We start from the raw sequence: 15,089 nt of genomic DNA, 5'->3' as shown, positions 1-15,089 counted from the left end.
ATCGCTGGCAGAATGAACATGTCAAATTGGCAAATTTGTCGAAATGCCTTACCATAGTGGCATCATCTACTTCCGTTGTGAGCAATCATGGACCAGCTCGACGAGCAGATCATCACCTCTCTGCGGCACGACGCCCGGCGCAGCATTTCCGATCTTGCCGTCGGCCTGGGTGTCTCCCGGGCAACGGTAAGGTCCCGGATCGAGCGACTTGAAAGGGACGGCGTCATCGTCGGCTACACCGTCATTCTGCGCGCCGACGCGGTCGATCAGCGCGTGCGTGGCATCATGATGATCGAGATCGAAGGCCACGCCGCCGATCGCGTCATTCGGGCGCTGGGTGGCTTCTCCGAGGTCTCGACCATCCACACCACCAATGGCCGCTGGGATCTGGTGATAGAACTCGGAACCCAGACCCTGAGCGAGTTCGACGCGGTGCTGAGACGTATCCGCCTGATCCCCGGAATTACCGGCAGCGAAACAAGCCTGCTCCTGGCAACGCCACGCACCACCAAGGCTCGGCTGTGACTTCGAGGAACTGCGCTTGACCTGCAGCGGTAACGAAATCCGCCAAGGAACCTTCAATTGCCGCCGCGGTTAGAGCAGTTCCAGTAAAAGTGTGGAACGGTTTTCCGTTCGGAATTGCGTCAGAGCAAAAGGATAGAGCAGTTCAGCGTTTCCGGGAACAGACGAACCGTTCTAGGCCCGGACAGGCCTCCTTCGAGGGAGAACAATCATGGCTCACGCCCAGCAGGAACTGGTCGAATTCGTTATCAGCAAAGCCTTCAACCCGGTCATGCGGGCCAAACCGGGCGGAAAATCCGATGCCGAGCGCAAGACGCTCGAACACGTCCAGCAGGCCACGAAGACCGAGATTGAGCGCTATCGCCGTTACGGCTCGGCCGAGGAGGTCGCGACCAACTTCAGGCGCGACCTGAATTCCGACGCTGCCAAAAAGTTGCACGCCCAGCTGCGGCGACTGCATCTGCCGACGATCGAGGACATTCGTGACGACTTCCAGGACAAGGCCCGCAAGCTCGGGGTCAAGGCCTCGTCGTAGATCCGCGACAGATCGCCTCGGTGACGTCCGTCAGGCCGTCATCACAATCCATCCTTGGTCGGAGGCCACCCTGACCGAGCTGTCTCGGGGATGTTGTCCGACGTCAGCTCGCCGCGATTGAGCTTTTCAACCGCTTCATCGGCTTCGCTTTCGTCGAGACCGGAAAGCGGCAAGCCATCGACCACGACGGCTTCGTCGCTCTCGCTGTCATAGACCTCCCAGAGGCCTTCCGGATCCTGTCGTTTGTCGTAAACGGTTGGCATGGCCATTTCCGTAACCACTCCGGCAGGCTAGGCCGCTATTGCACGCCCGCCACCCAGGGCCCGGGCCTTTTCTGACTTGCTGCCTGCCCGAAACAAACTCGGGCCATTTGTGGATGTTCCCTGCCGGAGGCGTGCTTGACTTCAACCTGACATGGCTAGAATCGGCCGGCTTCTCCGATCGGCCCTCGGATCGCCTGGGTCACGACGGTGTAACGCGTGATTTGACCCTCCTCCGGGTCCTCCCCGTGGAAATGGATTGCCGCGTTCGGCGGCAGCCGCGCAGTGCTGCCGAACTGCTTGACGGCGGAGACATGCACGATCTGCATGTCGGGGTCGCGCGTCATGGCGTCCATCGCTGCCAGCTCGGCGCTGCTGCTGCCACCGATCCGCCAGCTGGCTTCCAGCACACCCGATCGCCAGATGCCCGAGGAATCGACACCTTGGCCGATGTCGTAGTTGCGTCGCGAAGCGAAGAATCCTGGATAACCATCCATCGCTGCGTCATAGGTCCTCGCCTGCGCCACGGCCAAACCCAGCGCCGGAGATAATCGCAGCTCATCCAGCGCCTCCCATCCGCCGCGCACCACAACCAGATCGGATCCGCCGTAAACGGGCTGTCCGTCGTTGTCGGTCGTCGTCCGCTGGGTGCCGTAATAGCTGATCGACAATTCGTCGATCATGGTTCTGCCAACGCTCAGCGTAACGATGTCGCGAAGCTGCGTTTCGAGAACAAGGCCGTATTCGCTTAGCTCAGACGATGGATATTGGTCCAGCAGCCTTTCGACCTCGCCGACTGTCGCGGCGGTGTGCTGGTCGCGGCCCCGCGAAGCGCGCGGTGGCTTGAACCGGACCAGCCCGAGGTCCAGCAGACGTTGCGCTGCGCGCAGCGCGTCATGGCGTGAAAATGCAGTGTAGCCGGGCAGTACGGCCGCGGCGACGGCGCTGCCGAAGCCGGCGGGCCATTCTTTTGGCCGTGCCGCCGATCCGTCCACCAGCTCGTGGGTTATGGCCTTGGTGGTTGCGAGGCGCCAAGGCACCACCCCGCCGAAGAGATCGTCGGGCCCGTTTATGCCCAGTTGAACCGCATCGGCAGCAAGCAGGCTGTCGTCCGGCACGAAATACAACCCGTCACTGTCACCGCCACCTTCACGCAGGCCCTGGCGGAAGGAAAATCCCTTCAACGCTGCAATCGTGCGCGCGACGGCAGCGACGGTTTCCCGTTCGTGGGCATAGATGGTCTCGCCACCCGGCGCGGAGAATGCGACCACAACACCTTTCGCCCCGCTTGGTTGCCTACCGCTTAGCCCGGTCATGTCGCGCCCTTCGTCCATTGCCGAGCCCATTGCCGTTTCCGCGGCAATGCGTCCGAACAAAAAAACCCGTTGACGCGGCGAATGTTCCGGCCAAGGGCCGGCTGCGGGTTTGACCAGGTGGCTGCCCGGAGCTTCTTGCGGTCGACGTCGAGACGCTGCGTCCCGGCGAGAAGGCCGCCGTGGACGACGTGCTGAAGGAGGCCGCCCCACACGTCCTGGGAGACGCCGACCTCGTCGGCACATTCGAACGGGCTTGAGACCGGAGTTCGCTGTCGCATGAACTGCGGCCGATGGCCGGAATAATCGCTAAATCAGCGGTTCATGCTCATGATCGCGTTCATCGGCATCAAATTGTGGTCGAGATTGGCCATGATCCAGATCGAGCCGCCGATCACCAGAACTACGATCAGCACGCCGAAGGCAAGCGCCAGGGCGTTGTTGGTGTTGTCCGGTCCCGTCGTGATATGCAGGAAGAAGACGAGATGCACGCCCATCTGGGCGATCGCCAGCACGACCAGCGCCACCGGAATGCCGGGTGCCCATATCAGGTTGGTTCCGGGCAACCAGAACGAGGCGATGGTCAGCAGCGTCGCCAGCCCGAGGCCGATCACATAACCACGTAGCCCGGATCCGACCTCGGTGTCGCCGAGGTATTCGTCACCCGGCGCCGTATCGATGTCGTAGCGCTCCAGGCCATGGGTGTCGCGCCGTTGCGCGTGGCGATCGTCTGCATTGCTCATCGACTTGCTCCCAGGAGATAGACCACGGTGAACAGCGCGACCCAGATGATGTCGAGGGCGTGCCAGAACAGGCTGAAGCACATGAAACGCCGAAGAATATCGTCGCGGAATCCCTTGGCGAAGATCTGCGCCATCATCATGAGCAGCCACAGCAGCCCCGCCGTGACGTGAAGGCCATGGCATCCCACCAGCGTGAAGAACGCCGACAGGAAAGCGCTGCCCGTCGGTCCGGCACCACTGGCAACCATATGCACGAACTCGCGCAACTCGAGCAGGATGAAGCTGGCGCCGAGCACGAAGGTGACAGTCATCGCGACATAGAACCAGGCGCTTCGCCGCGCTGTCACGGCAAGGCCGGCAAGACCGCAGGTAAAGCTCGACAACAGCAAAGCGGCCGTCTCGATCGCGACGTTGCGCAGGTCGAACAGCTCGGCCCCGCTTGGTCCGCCCGCCGTCTTGCCCGCCAGCACGGCATAGGCCGCGAAGAAGGCGGAGAACATCACGATGTCGCTCAGAAGGAAGATCCAGAAGCCATAGCCGACGACGATCCGGATCGGGGCCGGGCCGCCGGGTGCATGGCCGTGCCCGCCATGGATACGGTAAGGGTCACGCTCTCGAACGTCTATCGCGGTCATGGCCTTGGCCCCGTGTAGGTAGCCAGTGCCTCGCGGCGCGCGCTTCGGTTGGCGCGGTCGATCCGGGCGACTTCGGCGGCAGAAATGACGTATTCGGGTTTGTCGCGCCATGCGAATACGACGAAGGTAGCGAAAGCACCGAGCGCGCCGAGTGCCACCATCCACCAGATGTGCCAGATGAGAGCGAAACCCATCACGGTCGCAAAGAAGGCGCAGATGAACCCGGTGGGACTGTTGCGCGGCATCTCGATCGGCTCGTATTCAGGCTCGTCGCGCAGGCGGTTTTGCTCGCGTGCCCGCTGCTTGATGCTCCAGTAGGGCTCTTCGCCCTCGACGTGCGGAAGCGCGGCGAAGTTGAAGACCGGCGGCGGCGAGGGCGTGGCCCATTCCAGCGAGCGCCCGTCCCAGGGATCCCCTGTGGAATCTCGAAGCGCCGCACGCTGCCGGATGCTGACGACGAGCTGTATGATCTGCGCGACCACGCCGGCGGTGGTGATGATCATGCCGGCGCCCGCAACCAGCACCCAGGGATACCAGGCCGGCACGTCGAAATGCTGCATGCGGCGGGTCATGCCGAGCAGGCCGACGGCGTAGAGCGGCACGAAGGTGGCGTAGAACCCGATCAGCGTCAGCCAGAAGGCCAGCTTGCCCCAGCCCTCGTGCAGCCGGAAACCGAATGCCTTGGGAAACCAGTAGGTATATCCCGCGAAGGCGCCGAACAGCACGCCGCCGATGATGACGTTGTGGAAATGCGCCACCAGGAACAGGCTGTTGTGGAGCAGGAAATCGGCCGGCGGCACCGCCAGCAAAACGCCCGTCATGCCGCCGATGACGAACGTCACCATGAAGCCCAGCGACCACAGCATTGGGGTCGCGAAGCGGATGCGGCCGCCATACATGGTGAACATCCAGTTGTAGACCTTCACGCCGGTACCGACAGCGATGATGCTGGTGGCGATGCCGAACGCAGCGTTGACGTCGGCGCCGGCGCCCATGGTGAAGAAGTGGTGCAGCCACACCATGAAGGAAACGATGCAGATGAAGAGTGTCGCGGCCACCATCGAGCGGTAGCCGAACAGCGGCTTGCTGGAGAAGGTGGAGATGACCTCCGAGAAGATGCCGAACGCCGGCAGGACGAGGATGTAGACCTCGGGATGGCCCCAGGCCCAGATCAGGTTCACGAACATCAGCATGTTGCCGCCGGCTTCGTTGGTGAAGAAATGAAAGCCGAAATAGCGGTCGAGCGTCAGCATCGCGAGCGTGGCTGTGAGGATCGGGAACGCGGCGACGATGAGCAGGCTGGCGGCGAGCGAAGTCCAGCAGAAGATCGACATCCTGAGGTAACTCATGCCGGGCGCCCGCATCTTCAGGATCGTGGTGACGAAATTGATGCCGGTGAGCAGCGTTCCGACACCCGCTATCTGCACCGCCCACAGATAGTAATCGACACCGACGCCCGGCGAGTAGGCGGTCTCGCTGAGCGGCGGATAGGGCAGCCATCCGGTGCGTGCGAACTCGCCGATCACCAGCGAGATGTTGACCAGCAGCGCGCCGGTGGCGGTGAGCCACAAACTCACCGAGTTGAGCGTTGGAAAGGCAACGTCGCGGACGCCGAGCTGCAGCGGCACGACCAGGTTCATCAGGCCGATGACGAACGGCATCGCCCCGAAAAAGATCATGATGGTGCCGTGGGCGGAAAAGACCTGATTGAAGTGGTCGGGCGGCAGATAGCCGGGCGCCTGGAAGGCAAGGGCCTGCTGGGACCGCATCATGACGGCGTCGCTGAAGCCGCGCAGCAGCATCAGCAGCGCCAGCAGCACGTACATCACGCCAATCCGCTTGTGATCGACGCTGGTGATCCATTCGCGCCACAGATAGGGAAAATGGCCGGCCAGGAAGACCCAGGCCAGCACGCCGAGGATTGCCAGGGCGACGACCGCCGAGGCGATCATCGGCAGAGGCTGATCGAACGGAATGACGTCCCAACTCAATTTTCCGAGCATTGTCAGCCTCCTGTCTTGGACGATACGCCCGGCTCGGGGCGACCGGCCTGGGGACCGGGCGCGGGCGGAACGCCCTGCGTCGCGATTTCATGGAAAAGGTCCGGCTCGACCGAGCGGTAGGTCGAAGGCGGCACGTCCAGGCTCTGTCTGGCCAGTTCCTGGTAGCTGGCCTTGTCGAGTGGCTGTCCCTGGTTTCGCGCCGAATTGACGAATGCATCGAAGGCGTCCGCCGCGACGGCATGCAGCACGAATTGCATGCCCGGAAAACCGTCGCCGCTGAAATGGGCCGACCGCCCATAGAATTCGCCCGGCTGATCCGCCTGCAGGTGAAGCTGTGTCGTCATGCCGTTCATCGTGTAGATCATGCCGCCGAGCTGAGGCACGAAGAACGCGTTCATGACGCTTGCCGAGGTGAGCGAGAAATGCACCGGCCTGCCCGCCGGCACCACAAGCCGGTTGATGCTCGCGACATTCTGCTCGGGGTAGATGAACAGCCATTTCCAGTCGAGCGAGACGACCTGCACCTCAAGCGGCTTTTGCTGGGAATCCAGCGGCTTCATTGGATCGAGGTCATGCGACCCGATCCAGATGATGCCGCTCAGAAACAGGATGACGAGGATGGGGATCGACCAGACCACCAGTTCGATGCGTCCGGAATAGGCCCATTCCGGCAGATACCGCGCTCTTGTGTTGGTTTCACGGAACCACCAGGCAAAACCGAGCGTCGCCACGATCGTCGGGATGACGATGGCCAGCATGATGGCAACCGAATTGAGCAGGATCGTGCGCTGCGCGGCGCCGACTGGCCCTTGCGGGTCGAGCACGCCGCCCTGGCAGCCGGCAAGCAGCGCGGCAACAAGCATCGTCGCGCCGACGCGGCCAGGACGGATGGCGGCACAATTTCGAACGATCGCCCTCAGCAACATGAGATCTCGCCGTGTCCTGAAAACCGATTGGAACGTTGCAGGCAGCGTGGCTGCCAACCCCGAATGTGCGCGCCGGTGTGCTCCTGGCGACAGTTTCTTCACGCACGGGGCCCCGGCTCGCAGAACCACATGCGGCGAATGTCATCGTTAAGCGGTCGACCTGTCGAGAACCCCTCCAAATCCTAAAAACCAGCGGCAAATCCCAAGCAACCAGAGCCAAATCCTAAGAAAACCAGAACCAAATCCCTAAGAAACCAGAAACAGTACCCAGATCGAAGTTATCGCCAGAAACGTGGCGAATGCCAAGGCGGCAAACCGGTTCATCGCCGCGCCCATAGTTGGTCCATTTAGTCCGCTCCCTGCGACGTGGCTGCTGATTCCAGTGATGCTGCTCTGGAGGGCTGCGCCAACCGAACGAATGTTCGTCGCGAAAGTTCCCAAAAAACCGGATCCATCACAGCCATTGGTTGCAGGGCTGGGCGGCAATGCGAAGCGCACCAGGCGAGGTTGGGCGACTTTCCTGCCAAGCGGAGGCGAGGATCCGCTTTGCGTATGTAAAAACTACTTGTCTAGGTGAAAATTGTTGCCTACTAATCGGTTGGGCCGGCGCATGGCCGGCTCTGGGAGGAATTTCGGCATGATAAGACTGCGCGGTCTCGCGTGGGATCACCGACGCTGCTGGGGTCCGCTCGACGCCAGCATCGGGCCGTATTGCGCCGCCAATCCCGGTCTTGAGATCGAATGGGACCGCCGCAGCCTCTACGAGTTCGGCGAGGGCGCGCTTGGTCCGGTGCTCGGCGCCTATGACCTTGTCGTGTTTGACCATCCGTTCATTGGCGATATTGCCGAAGGCGGGCTGATGCTGCCGTTTGATTTGTCGGCTGAGCAGCGCCGCGGTTTCGAACGGGATTCAGTTGGCGCATCCTGGCAATCCTACGCAAGGGACGGGCGCCAATGGGCGTTGCCGATCGATGCTGCCTGCCAGGTTGCCTCGTATCGCCCCGATCTCCTGGAGCGCTACGGACCGCTGCCGCGCAGCCATGACGAGGTGCTGGAGCTCGGCTGGCGCGCCTTGAAGGACGGCAAATGGCTTGGGCTGCCGTTGGTGCCGACTGACGCCATGTGCCTGCTTTTGACGCTCGGTGAGCCCCGCGAAGACGGCGACGAGTTCATTGCCAGGAAAAAAATCGAGCAGGCCGTCGGACAATTGCGCCAGCTTGTGGCGCTGTCGCATCCGAACTCGCCGAAATGGAACCCGATCCGCTGCTACGATCATATGATCGCGCATGACGACGTGTTCTACGTGCCGTTCGCCTTCGGCTATGTGAACTACGCCTCCAGGGCAGACAGGCCGTATCTGCGCTTCGCCGACGTGCCGACGCCGCGATCCGCCGGCGCCTTGCTCGGCGGTGCCGGCATCGGCGTCAGCGCTCAATCGAAACACAAGCAGGCAGCCATCGATTACGCGCTGTTTCTGTGCTCGCCCGGCTATCAGCGCGGCGACTACGTGAAATCCGGCGGACAGCCGGGATCGCTGGCGGCGTGGCAGGATGCCGAGGTCAACGCTCTCTCAGGCGGCTTCTTCGCCTCGACGCTGGCGACGATCGAAGCTTCCTATCTGCGCCCGACCCATCCGGGCTTCATCAGCTTCTTCCGCCAATGCGCCCCTCACGCCGCGGCGGCCATCACCGGCGAATTGCCGGCGGCGGAGCTCGCGGACCGGCTGAACCGGCTCTATCGCGAGACCAGGCATGGCCAGCCGCAACGGAGCGTCGCGTAATGGCCACCGATATTGCCCAGATCGTCGACGAAGGCGAAAGCGGCCGCAACGGCTACCGCGTGCCCGCTGTGGAGAAGGCGCTCGACATACTGGAATTCATGGCTGCCAGCGGCGAGCCGCTGACCCAGACCGAGATCGCCACCGGAATGGGGCGCTCCATTCACGAGATCTACCGCATCCTGCTGCTGCTGGAGAAGCGCGGCTACATTTTCCGGACGCAATCGGACCGCTTCCGCCTGTCGCTGAAGCTGTTCGAACTGGCGCATATGCATCCCCCGGTGAACCGCCTGGTCGAATGCGCGCTGCCGGTGATGCGCGGCCTGGCCGCCAATGCCGACCAGAGCTGCCATCTGGTCGTCCGCGAAGGCGAGAGCGCACTGGTCGTGCTGCAGATCGATTCGCCTTTGCCGATGCGTTATTCGGTTGCCCTTGGCTCGCATTTCCCGATCCTCGAAACGAGTTCCGGCGCGGTGCTGCTGGCGCATTCGAGCCGCGCCGAGCGCGACCGCATCGTCGAGCGGATCGTCGCTGCAGGCGAAGGCCAAGGCAGCCGGGCGGAAATCGAAGCGCGGCTGAACGAAGTCGCAAGGCTCGGCTATGAAATGCGCGCCTCGCTGGCTGTCGAGGGCTGCATCAACATCTCGACGCCGGTGCGCGACCATACCGGCGCAGTCATTGCCGCGCTCACCGTCCCGTTCCTGCCGCAAAAGGCTGCGCGCTTCGATCGCAGCACCGTCTTTGAGCGGACTAAGGCGGCGGCCGAGACGATATCGGCGGCGCTGGGCGCGGGCGAAGCTGCCGCCTCTTCACGTGCCGACCCGGAACGGCGGGACTATCCGTTCAGCAACTGACAAGAAATACAGGGAGAAGAAACATGAACTGGTCCAAATCGATGCTGTTTGCCTCGGCGGCCGTGCTGGCTCTGAGCGCCGCCGCTGCACAGGCCGAAAACATGCCGAAGCGCATCGGCTACGTCACCAACTACGCCACGCATGAGTGGTATCAGAACGTCATCAAGGGTATGCAGGCCCGCGCCAAGGAACTCGGTATCGAGCTCGAGGTGCAGGACGCCAATCTGGATGTCGCCAAGGAGGTCTCCGCCGCCGAAGATTTCATGGCCAAGGGCGTCGACGTCCTGATCATCACGCCCGTCAACGAGGAAGGCGTCGTGCCGCTGCTGCGCCAGGCGAAATCCAACAACGTTCCGGTCGTGCTCGAAGGCAATCCGGTTAAGGGCATGACCACAATGGTCGCGATCTGCGACTACGACACCGGCTACACCGCCGGCGTCGAAGCCGGCAAATACGCCCAGGAAAAGCTCGAAGGCAAAGCCAAGGTGATGAATGTCGGCCTGCCGCTGCTGTCCGCCACCGTCCTGCGGTCGCAGGGTTTCATGGACGGCCTGAAGACCATCATCCCCGACGCGGTCATGGTCCACGACCTCGACGGCGGGGGCAATCCCGATCGCGCACTCGAAGTCTCTTCGGCGGCTCTTGCCAAGAACGCCGACATCAACATCATCTACGGCATCAACGATTCCTCCTCGCTCGGCGGCCTTCAGGCCTGGAAAGCGGCCGGCAAGCCGCAGGACGGCCTGCTGACTGTCGGCACCGGCGGCGAAGGCCTCGCCTTCACAATGCGATGCAGAACGAGCCGTCCTACCGGATCGAGGCCGCGATGTTCCCGGAAAAGGAAGGCTACACCGCCATCGATGCAGCGGTTAAGCTCTTCAACGGCGAAGAGGTGCCGGAACACATCGTCAGCCCGACCGCGCCGATGAACGGTGACGACTGGAAGAAGTTCTACGACTACGATGGCACCATACGCAAAATCAAATGGGATGCCGTCAATGCGCTTCAGCCACCGGAAAAATGCATGAAAACGTCCGCCGATCTGAAGAAGTAAGGATTCCGGGTAGCCCTTCCCACACGGCGGGAAGGGCAGCGGATCGGATATGCCGACGGCAAAACAGGGCAACCGTCCTGTTTTGGCCGGCAGGTTTCGAAACGGCGACGGCACCGATACGGGCCCGGAGATGAAATGGACATGAGCGAGCTTACGCAATCCTCTGCGCCAAGGCGTTTCATCGGCGGCCAGCTGCTGGGCAGCAGCCAGCTGGTGCTCGGCGTGATCCTGGCCGTGCTCTGCATCGCCATTTCGATTGCGGCGCCGCAATTCTATTCCGAGGCCAACATCATCGCCATCCTGCGCCAATGCGCGCTGGTGCTGATCGTTGCCTCCGGCATGACGATGCTGATCATCACCGCGGAAGTCGACCTGTCGGTCGGTGCATCGCTGGCTTTTGTCGGCTGTATCGGCATGGCCGTGCTCAATTCAACACACAGCCTGACGCTCGGCCTGCTGGCGGCACTCGCCTTTTCAGGCGCGGTCGGTCTGTTCAACGGGCTGGTCGTCACCATGCTCAAGGTGAACTCGCTGATCGCCACCATCGGCACCATGATGATGCTGCAGGGCGGCGTCTATCTGTTCACCCGCGAGGCGGTGCAGAACCACCACCGACTTGCCGGCTTCACCGATCTCGGCGCCGGCTATATCGGCGCGATCCCGCTGCCCGTGGTCGTTGCCGCGGTGATTTTCGCGCTGGCCGCGGCAACGCTGCGCTTCACCACGCTCGGCCGTTATCTCTACGCTGTCGGCGCCAACGAGCGCGCGGTTCGTCTCTCCGGCGTGCGCTCGCAACGCTTGAAAATTTTCGCTTTCGTCGTCACCGGCCTTTGCGTCGGCATTGCTGGCATGATCCTGTCGTCGCTGATGAATGCCGGCCAGCCGACCGCCGGCCGCGGCTTCGAGCTGACGGTGATTGCCGCCGTCATCCTCGGCGGCACCAGCCTGCTTGGCGGCCGCGGCTCGCTGCTTGGTACGTTGCTTGGCGTGCTGGTGCTGAAGGTCATCGACAACGGCATCATCATTCTCGGCTGGAACCAGGATCTGCAGATGGTGGTGCCCGGCATCGTCATCATCCTGGCGACCTATCTCGACATCGTGCGGAACAGAGCCAATGTCGGTTGATTTCCTTCACCCCGACGAAACCGTGGCTGTCGACAAAAGCGTGCCGGCGCTGGAGATGCGCGGCATCGGCAAGCGTTTTCCGGGCGTGATGGCGCTGGACAATGTCGACCTGACCCTGGAACCCGGCAAGATCCATGCATTGATGGGCGAGAACGGCGCCGGCAAGTCGACGCTGATCAAGATCATGGCCGGGGTCTACGGCAAGGATGCCGGCACCATCCGGCTGCGCGGCCGCGAGGCCGACATCAAGTCGCCGCGCGACAGCCTGAAAGAGGGCATCAAGGTGGTGTTCCAGGAGATCGCGCTGATCGCCGAATTCAGCGTCGCCGAGAACATCTTCCTCGAAGGCTATCCGACCGGCAAAGGCGGCTCGATCGACTGGAAGAAGATCCGTGCCGATGCGGCCGCCCTGTTCAAGCGTATCGGCTTCAACGTCGACCCGGCGTCGCGCACGGGATCGCTGCCGGTCAGCCAGCAGCAGATGGTCGAGATCGCCCGCGCACTCGCCCATGAAGCACGCGTCGTGGTGATGGACGAGCCGACCTCCTCGCTGACGCCGAACGAGGTCTCGCTGCTGTTCACCGTCATTCGCCGGCTGGCCGCGCTCGGCATCGCCGTGCTCTATGTCAGCCACAAGCTCGACGAGGTCTTCGAGATCGCCGACACCGTGACCGTACTGCGCGACGGCCGTCACGTCTCGACCAGGCCGATCGGCGAGCACACCAACGATACGCTGATCCAGGACATGATCGGCCGGCGCATCGAAAACCTGTTCCCGCGCAAGCGCGGTGCACCAGGCAGCAAGGTCGCCCTTTCCGTGCAAGGACTTAGCACGGCGAAGAAGCTGAAGGACGTGTCGTTCGAAGCGCATGCCGGCGAAGTCCTCGGCTTCTTCGGCTTGATGGGAGCGGGCCGGACCGAGCTCGCCAAGGCCATCGTCGGCTACGATCCGATCACTTCCGGCACGATTTCGGTCGATGGCAGCCCGCTGCTGCCGCACGACACGCACACCGGCGTCCGGCTCGGCATCGGCCTGCTCACCGAAGACCGCAAGAGCGAAGGGCTGATGGGCGAGCTGCCGGTCTACCAGAATGCCAGCCTCGCCTCGCTCGGTGCCTTCGCCAGGATGGGCTTCGTCGATAAGGCAAGCGAACGCAAAGCGGTGCAGGACTATGTCGACCGCTTCCGCATCAGGACGCCGAGCTTGTTCCAGCAGGTCAAGAACCTGTCCGGCGGCAATCAGCAGAAAGTGCTGATCTCGCGCTGGCTGATGCGCGGTCTCAAGGTGATCGTCGTCGACGAACCGACCCGCGGCATCGACGTCGGCGCCAAATCGGAGATTTTTGCGCTCATCGACCGGCTCGCCGGCGAGGGCCTGGCGGTCGTCATGATGACGTCCGAAATGCCCGAGCTGCTGGGGCTTGCCGACCGCATCGCGGTGATCTGCGAAGGTCGCCTCACCGCGATCATGTCCCGCGACGAGGCCACGCAGGAGAACATCCTCAATGCGGCGATCGGCTAAGACGATGACGCTCCGCAAAGGGACCAAGTGATGAGCCTGGCAAGCACCGACACCACGAAATCTGCGCCGTCCATGCTGGCGCGGCTCGTCGCACGGCAGGAAGTGGCATTGCTCCTCTGCCTCATCCTGGTGATCGCGTTCTTTTCCTTCACCGCCGAGAATTTCTTCTCTGTGCGCAACATCACCAATGTGCTCGGTCAGGCTTCGCTAGCGCTGACAGCCGGCATAGGCTGCGCCATCGTCTTCATCTCCGGCGAGGTCGACATCTCGATCGGCTCGCTGCTGGCGACGATCGCGCTGCCGCTGATCATCATCATGAACGACACCAACTCGCTTGTGCTCGGCATCAGCGGCGCGTTGCTGTTCGGGCTGATCATCGGCGTCGTGAATGGTTATCTGACGGCCTATGCCGGCATCAACTCGCTGATCGTGACCCTGGGCACGATGTTCATCATGCGCGGCGGTGTCTACCTCTACACCGGCCAGCGCGCCATCCCCGATGATGCAGCGCTCGACAGCTTCATCGCGCTGTCGGACGGTCGCCTGTTCAACGTCGTTCCCTATTCGGCTGTCATTGCCATCGTTCTGCTCGCCGTCTTCGCCTACGTGATGCAGCACCGGCCGTTCGGGCGGCAGATCTATGCCGTCGGCGGCAATCCGGAAGTAGCGCGGCTGGCAGGCTACGACGTGCGCCGCGTCAAGTTCATCTGCTTCATCATCAGCGCGCTGCTGGCAACGGTAGCCGGCATTATCCTAGCCGCCCGCGTCGGCTCGGCGCAGCATACGGCCGGGCTGAATTTCGAGTTCCAGGTCGTCGCCGCCACCGTGCTCGGCGGGGTGAGCCTTGCCGGCGGCATCGGCAGCCTGACCGGCATGGCGCTCGGCGTGTTGATCCTGCAGTTCCTGTCCAACGGGCTGCGCGGGCTCGGCCTGCCGACCGAATGGCAATTGGTCATCACCGGCATGATCATCATTGCCGCCGTCGCTTTCGACGAAGCGAAGCGCCGGCGCGCCATTGGAGTCTGACATGGATCGTCTCAAAGGGAAAACCGCAATCGTCACCGGCGCCGCCGACGGCATCGGCCATGCGATCAGCGAGGCAATGGCGCGTGAGGGCGCGCACGTCTTCCTCGGCGACATCAATGATGAGAAGGGCGAAAAATTCGCAGCCGAGCTGCGCGCCGCCGGCCACCGCGCTGACTACATCCATTGCGACGTGGCGGAGGAGGCCGACATCGCCGCCCTGATAGACGGCGCCATCGGCAAGACCGGTCATCTCGACATTCTGGTCAACAATGCCGCCATCGCCATCGGCGGCATGCCGGTCCATGAGATGACCGACGAGCAGTGGCACCGGCTGATCGCGGTCAACCTGACCAGCGTGTTCCGCGGCTGCAAATATGCGCTGCCGCATATGATCGCGCAGAAATCGGGCTCGATCATCAACATGGCCTCGGCGCAAGGTCATATCGGGCTCGACGGCTGGACCGCCTATGCCGGCGCCAAAGGTGCGGTGATGGCGATGACGCGTCAGATGGCGGTCGAGTTCGGCCCGCTCAACATCCGCGTCAACTCGATCTCGCCCGGAACCATCAACACGCCGATGAACGACAAACTGATCAAGGAGATCGGCGGCAATCTCGCCAAGGCCTGGGTGAAAATGCATCCGCTCGGTCGCATCGGCAAACCGTCCGAAGTGGCAGAAGCCGCCGTCTATCTCGCCTCCGACGCCGCCGGCTTCACCACCGGTACCGACCTGCGCGTCGACGGCGGCCTCACCGCCGCACCCCGCTACGTACCCGACCTGCTTTGACAACCAA

General features: G+C 62.8%; 16 protein-coding genes. 10 read left to right on the top strand and 6 right to left on the bottom strand.

All coding sequences use genetic code 11. The annotated features are described in order from the left end of the window. Window positions 1-87: 87 nt before the first annotated feature. Window positions 88-525, top strand: coding sequence for an Lrp/AsnC family transcriptional regulator (locus NKH80_RS23640; RefSeq protein ID WP_352476949.1), 438 nt, complete (start codon window positions 88-90; stop codon window positions 523-525). A gap of 208 nt (window positions 526-733) precedes the next feature. After that, window positions 734-1,057, top strand: coding sequence for a hypothetical protein (locus tag NKH80_RS23635; RefSeq protein ID WP_352993835.1), 324 nt, complete (start codon window positions 734-736; stop codon window positions 1,055-1,057). 41 nt (window positions 1,058-1,098) lie between these two features. On the opposite strand, the gene NKH80_RS23630 is transcribed toward NKH80_RS23635, so the two are convergent. The 6 genes from NKH80_RS23630 to cyoA all read right to left on the bottom strand — a co-directional run bounded on the left by NKH80_RS23630 (window position 1,099) and on the right by cyoA (window position 6,937). Next, entirely contained in the window at window positions 1,099-1,320 is a 222-nt protein-coding gene (locus NKH80_RS23630; protein ID WP_352993832.1) for a hypothetical protein, read from the bottom strand. Between the two features lie 155 nt (window positions 1,321-1,475). Beyond that, window positions 1,476-2,651, bottom strand: a complete 1,176-nt coding sequence (locus NKH80_RS23625) for a DUF3182 family protein (RefSeq protein WP_352993827.1) — start codon at window positions 2,649-2,651, stop codon at window positions 1,476-1,478. A 293-nt stretch (window positions 2,652-2,944) separates the two neighbouring features. Further along, the gene (cyoD, locus tag NKH80_RS23620; protein WP_352993824.1) at window positions 2,945-3,373 is read right to left on the bottom strand and encodes a cytochrome o ubiquinol oxidase subunit IV; all 429 of its coding nucleotides are present in this window, start codon (window positions 3,371-3,373) and stop codon (window positions 2,945-2,947) included. After that, complete coding sequence (gene cyoC / locus NKH80_RS23615) at window positions 3,370-4,008, bottom strand: cytochrome o ubiquinol oxidase subunit III (protein ID WP_352993821.1); 639 nt, start codon at window positions 4,006-4,008, stop codon at window positions 3,370-3,372. Before cyoC ends, cyoD begins: the two co-directional genes overlap by 4 nt. Further along, a complete protein-coding gene (cyoB, locus tag NKH80_RS23610) occupies window positions 4,005-6,011 on the bottom strand; it encodes a cytochrome o ubiquinol oxidase subunit I (RefSeq protein ID WP_352993818.1) in 2,007 nt (668 codons plus the stop codon). The genes cyoC and cyoB overlap by 4 nt, the downstream gene beginning before the upstream one ends. A gap of 2 nt (window positions 6,012-6,013) precedes the next feature. Continuing rightward, entirely contained in the window at window positions 6,014-6,937 is a 924-nt protein-coding gene (cyoA, locus tag NKH80_RS23605; protein WP_352993815.1) for a ubiquinol oxidase subunit II, read from the bottom strand. Between the two features lie 637 nt (window positions 6,938-7,574). Here cyoA and NKH80_RS23600 point away from each other — a divergent pair. The 8 genes from NKH80_RS23600 to NKH80_RS23565 all read left to right on the top strand — a co-directional run bounded on the left by NKH80_RS23600 (window position 7,575) and on the right by NKH80_RS23565 (window position 15,082). Further along, a complete protein-coding gene (locus NKH80_RS23600; protein ID WP_352993812.1) occupies window positions 7,575-8,717 on the top strand; it encodes an extracellular solute-binding protein in 1,143 nt (380 codons plus the stop codon). Next, complete coding sequence (locus NKH80_RS23595) at window positions 8,717-9,568, top strand: IclR family transcriptional regulator (protein ID WP_254815797.1); 852 nt, start codon at window positions 8,717-8,719, stop codon at window positions 9,566-9,568. Before NKH80_RS23600 ends, NKH80_RS23595 begins: the two co-directional genes overlap by 1 nt. A gap of 23 nt (window positions 9,569-9,591) precedes the next feature. Continuing rightward, a complete protein-coding gene (locus NKH80_RS23590) occupies window positions 9,592-10,497 on the top strand; it encodes a sugar ABC transporter substrate-binding protein (RefSeq protein ID WP_352993808.1) in 906 nt (301 codons plus the stop codon). Then, the gene (locus NKH80_RS23585) at window positions 10,461-10,622 is read left to right on the top strand and encodes a hypothetical protein (protein ID WP_352993805.1); all 162 of its coding nucleotides are present in this window, start codon (window positions 10,461-10,463) and stop codon (window positions 10,620-10,622) included. Before NKH80_RS23590 ends, NKH80_RS23585 begins: the two co-directional genes overlap by 37 nt. A gap of 141 nt (window positions 10,623-10,763) precedes the next feature. Further along, complete coding sequence (locus NKH80_RS23580; protein WP_352701066.1) at window positions 10,764-11,747, top strand: ABC transporter permease; 984 nt, start codon at window positions 10,764-10,766, stop codon at window positions 11,745-11,747. Next, the gene (locus NKH80_RS23575; RefSeq protein ID WP_352993801.1) at window positions 11,737-13,269 is read left to right on the top strand and encodes a sugar ABC transporter ATP-binding protein; all 1,533 of its coding nucleotides are present in this window, start codon (window positions 11,737-11,739) and stop codon (window positions 13,267-13,269) included. The genes NKH80_RS23580 and NKH80_RS23575 overlap by 11 nt, the downstream gene beginning before the upstream one ends. A 30-nt stretch (window positions 13,270-13,299) precedes the next feature. Continuing rightward, complete coding sequence (locus tag NKH80_RS23570) at window positions 13,300-14,295, top strand: ABC transporter permease (RefSeq protein ID WP_352993798.1); 996 nt, start codon at window positions 13,300-13,302, stop codon at window positions 14,293-14,295. A 1-nt stretch (window position 14,296) separates the two neighbouring features. Continuing rightward, entirely contained in the window at window positions 14,297-15,082 is a 786-nt protein-coding gene (locus tag NKH80_RS23565; protein WP_352993795.1) for an SDR family NAD(P)-dependent oxidoreductase, read from the top strand. Window positions 15,083-15,089 lie beyond the last annotated feature (7 nt).

Source organism: Mesorhizobium sp. M0904 (genome assembly GCF_040319475.1).
Classification (GTDB): Bacteria; Pseudomonadota; Alphaproteobacteria; order Rhizobiales; family Rhizobiaceae; genus Mesorhizobium.
The sequence above is the reverse complement of the archived record's forward strand: the minus strand, read 5'-3'. Positions and strand labels throughout refer to the sequence as shown.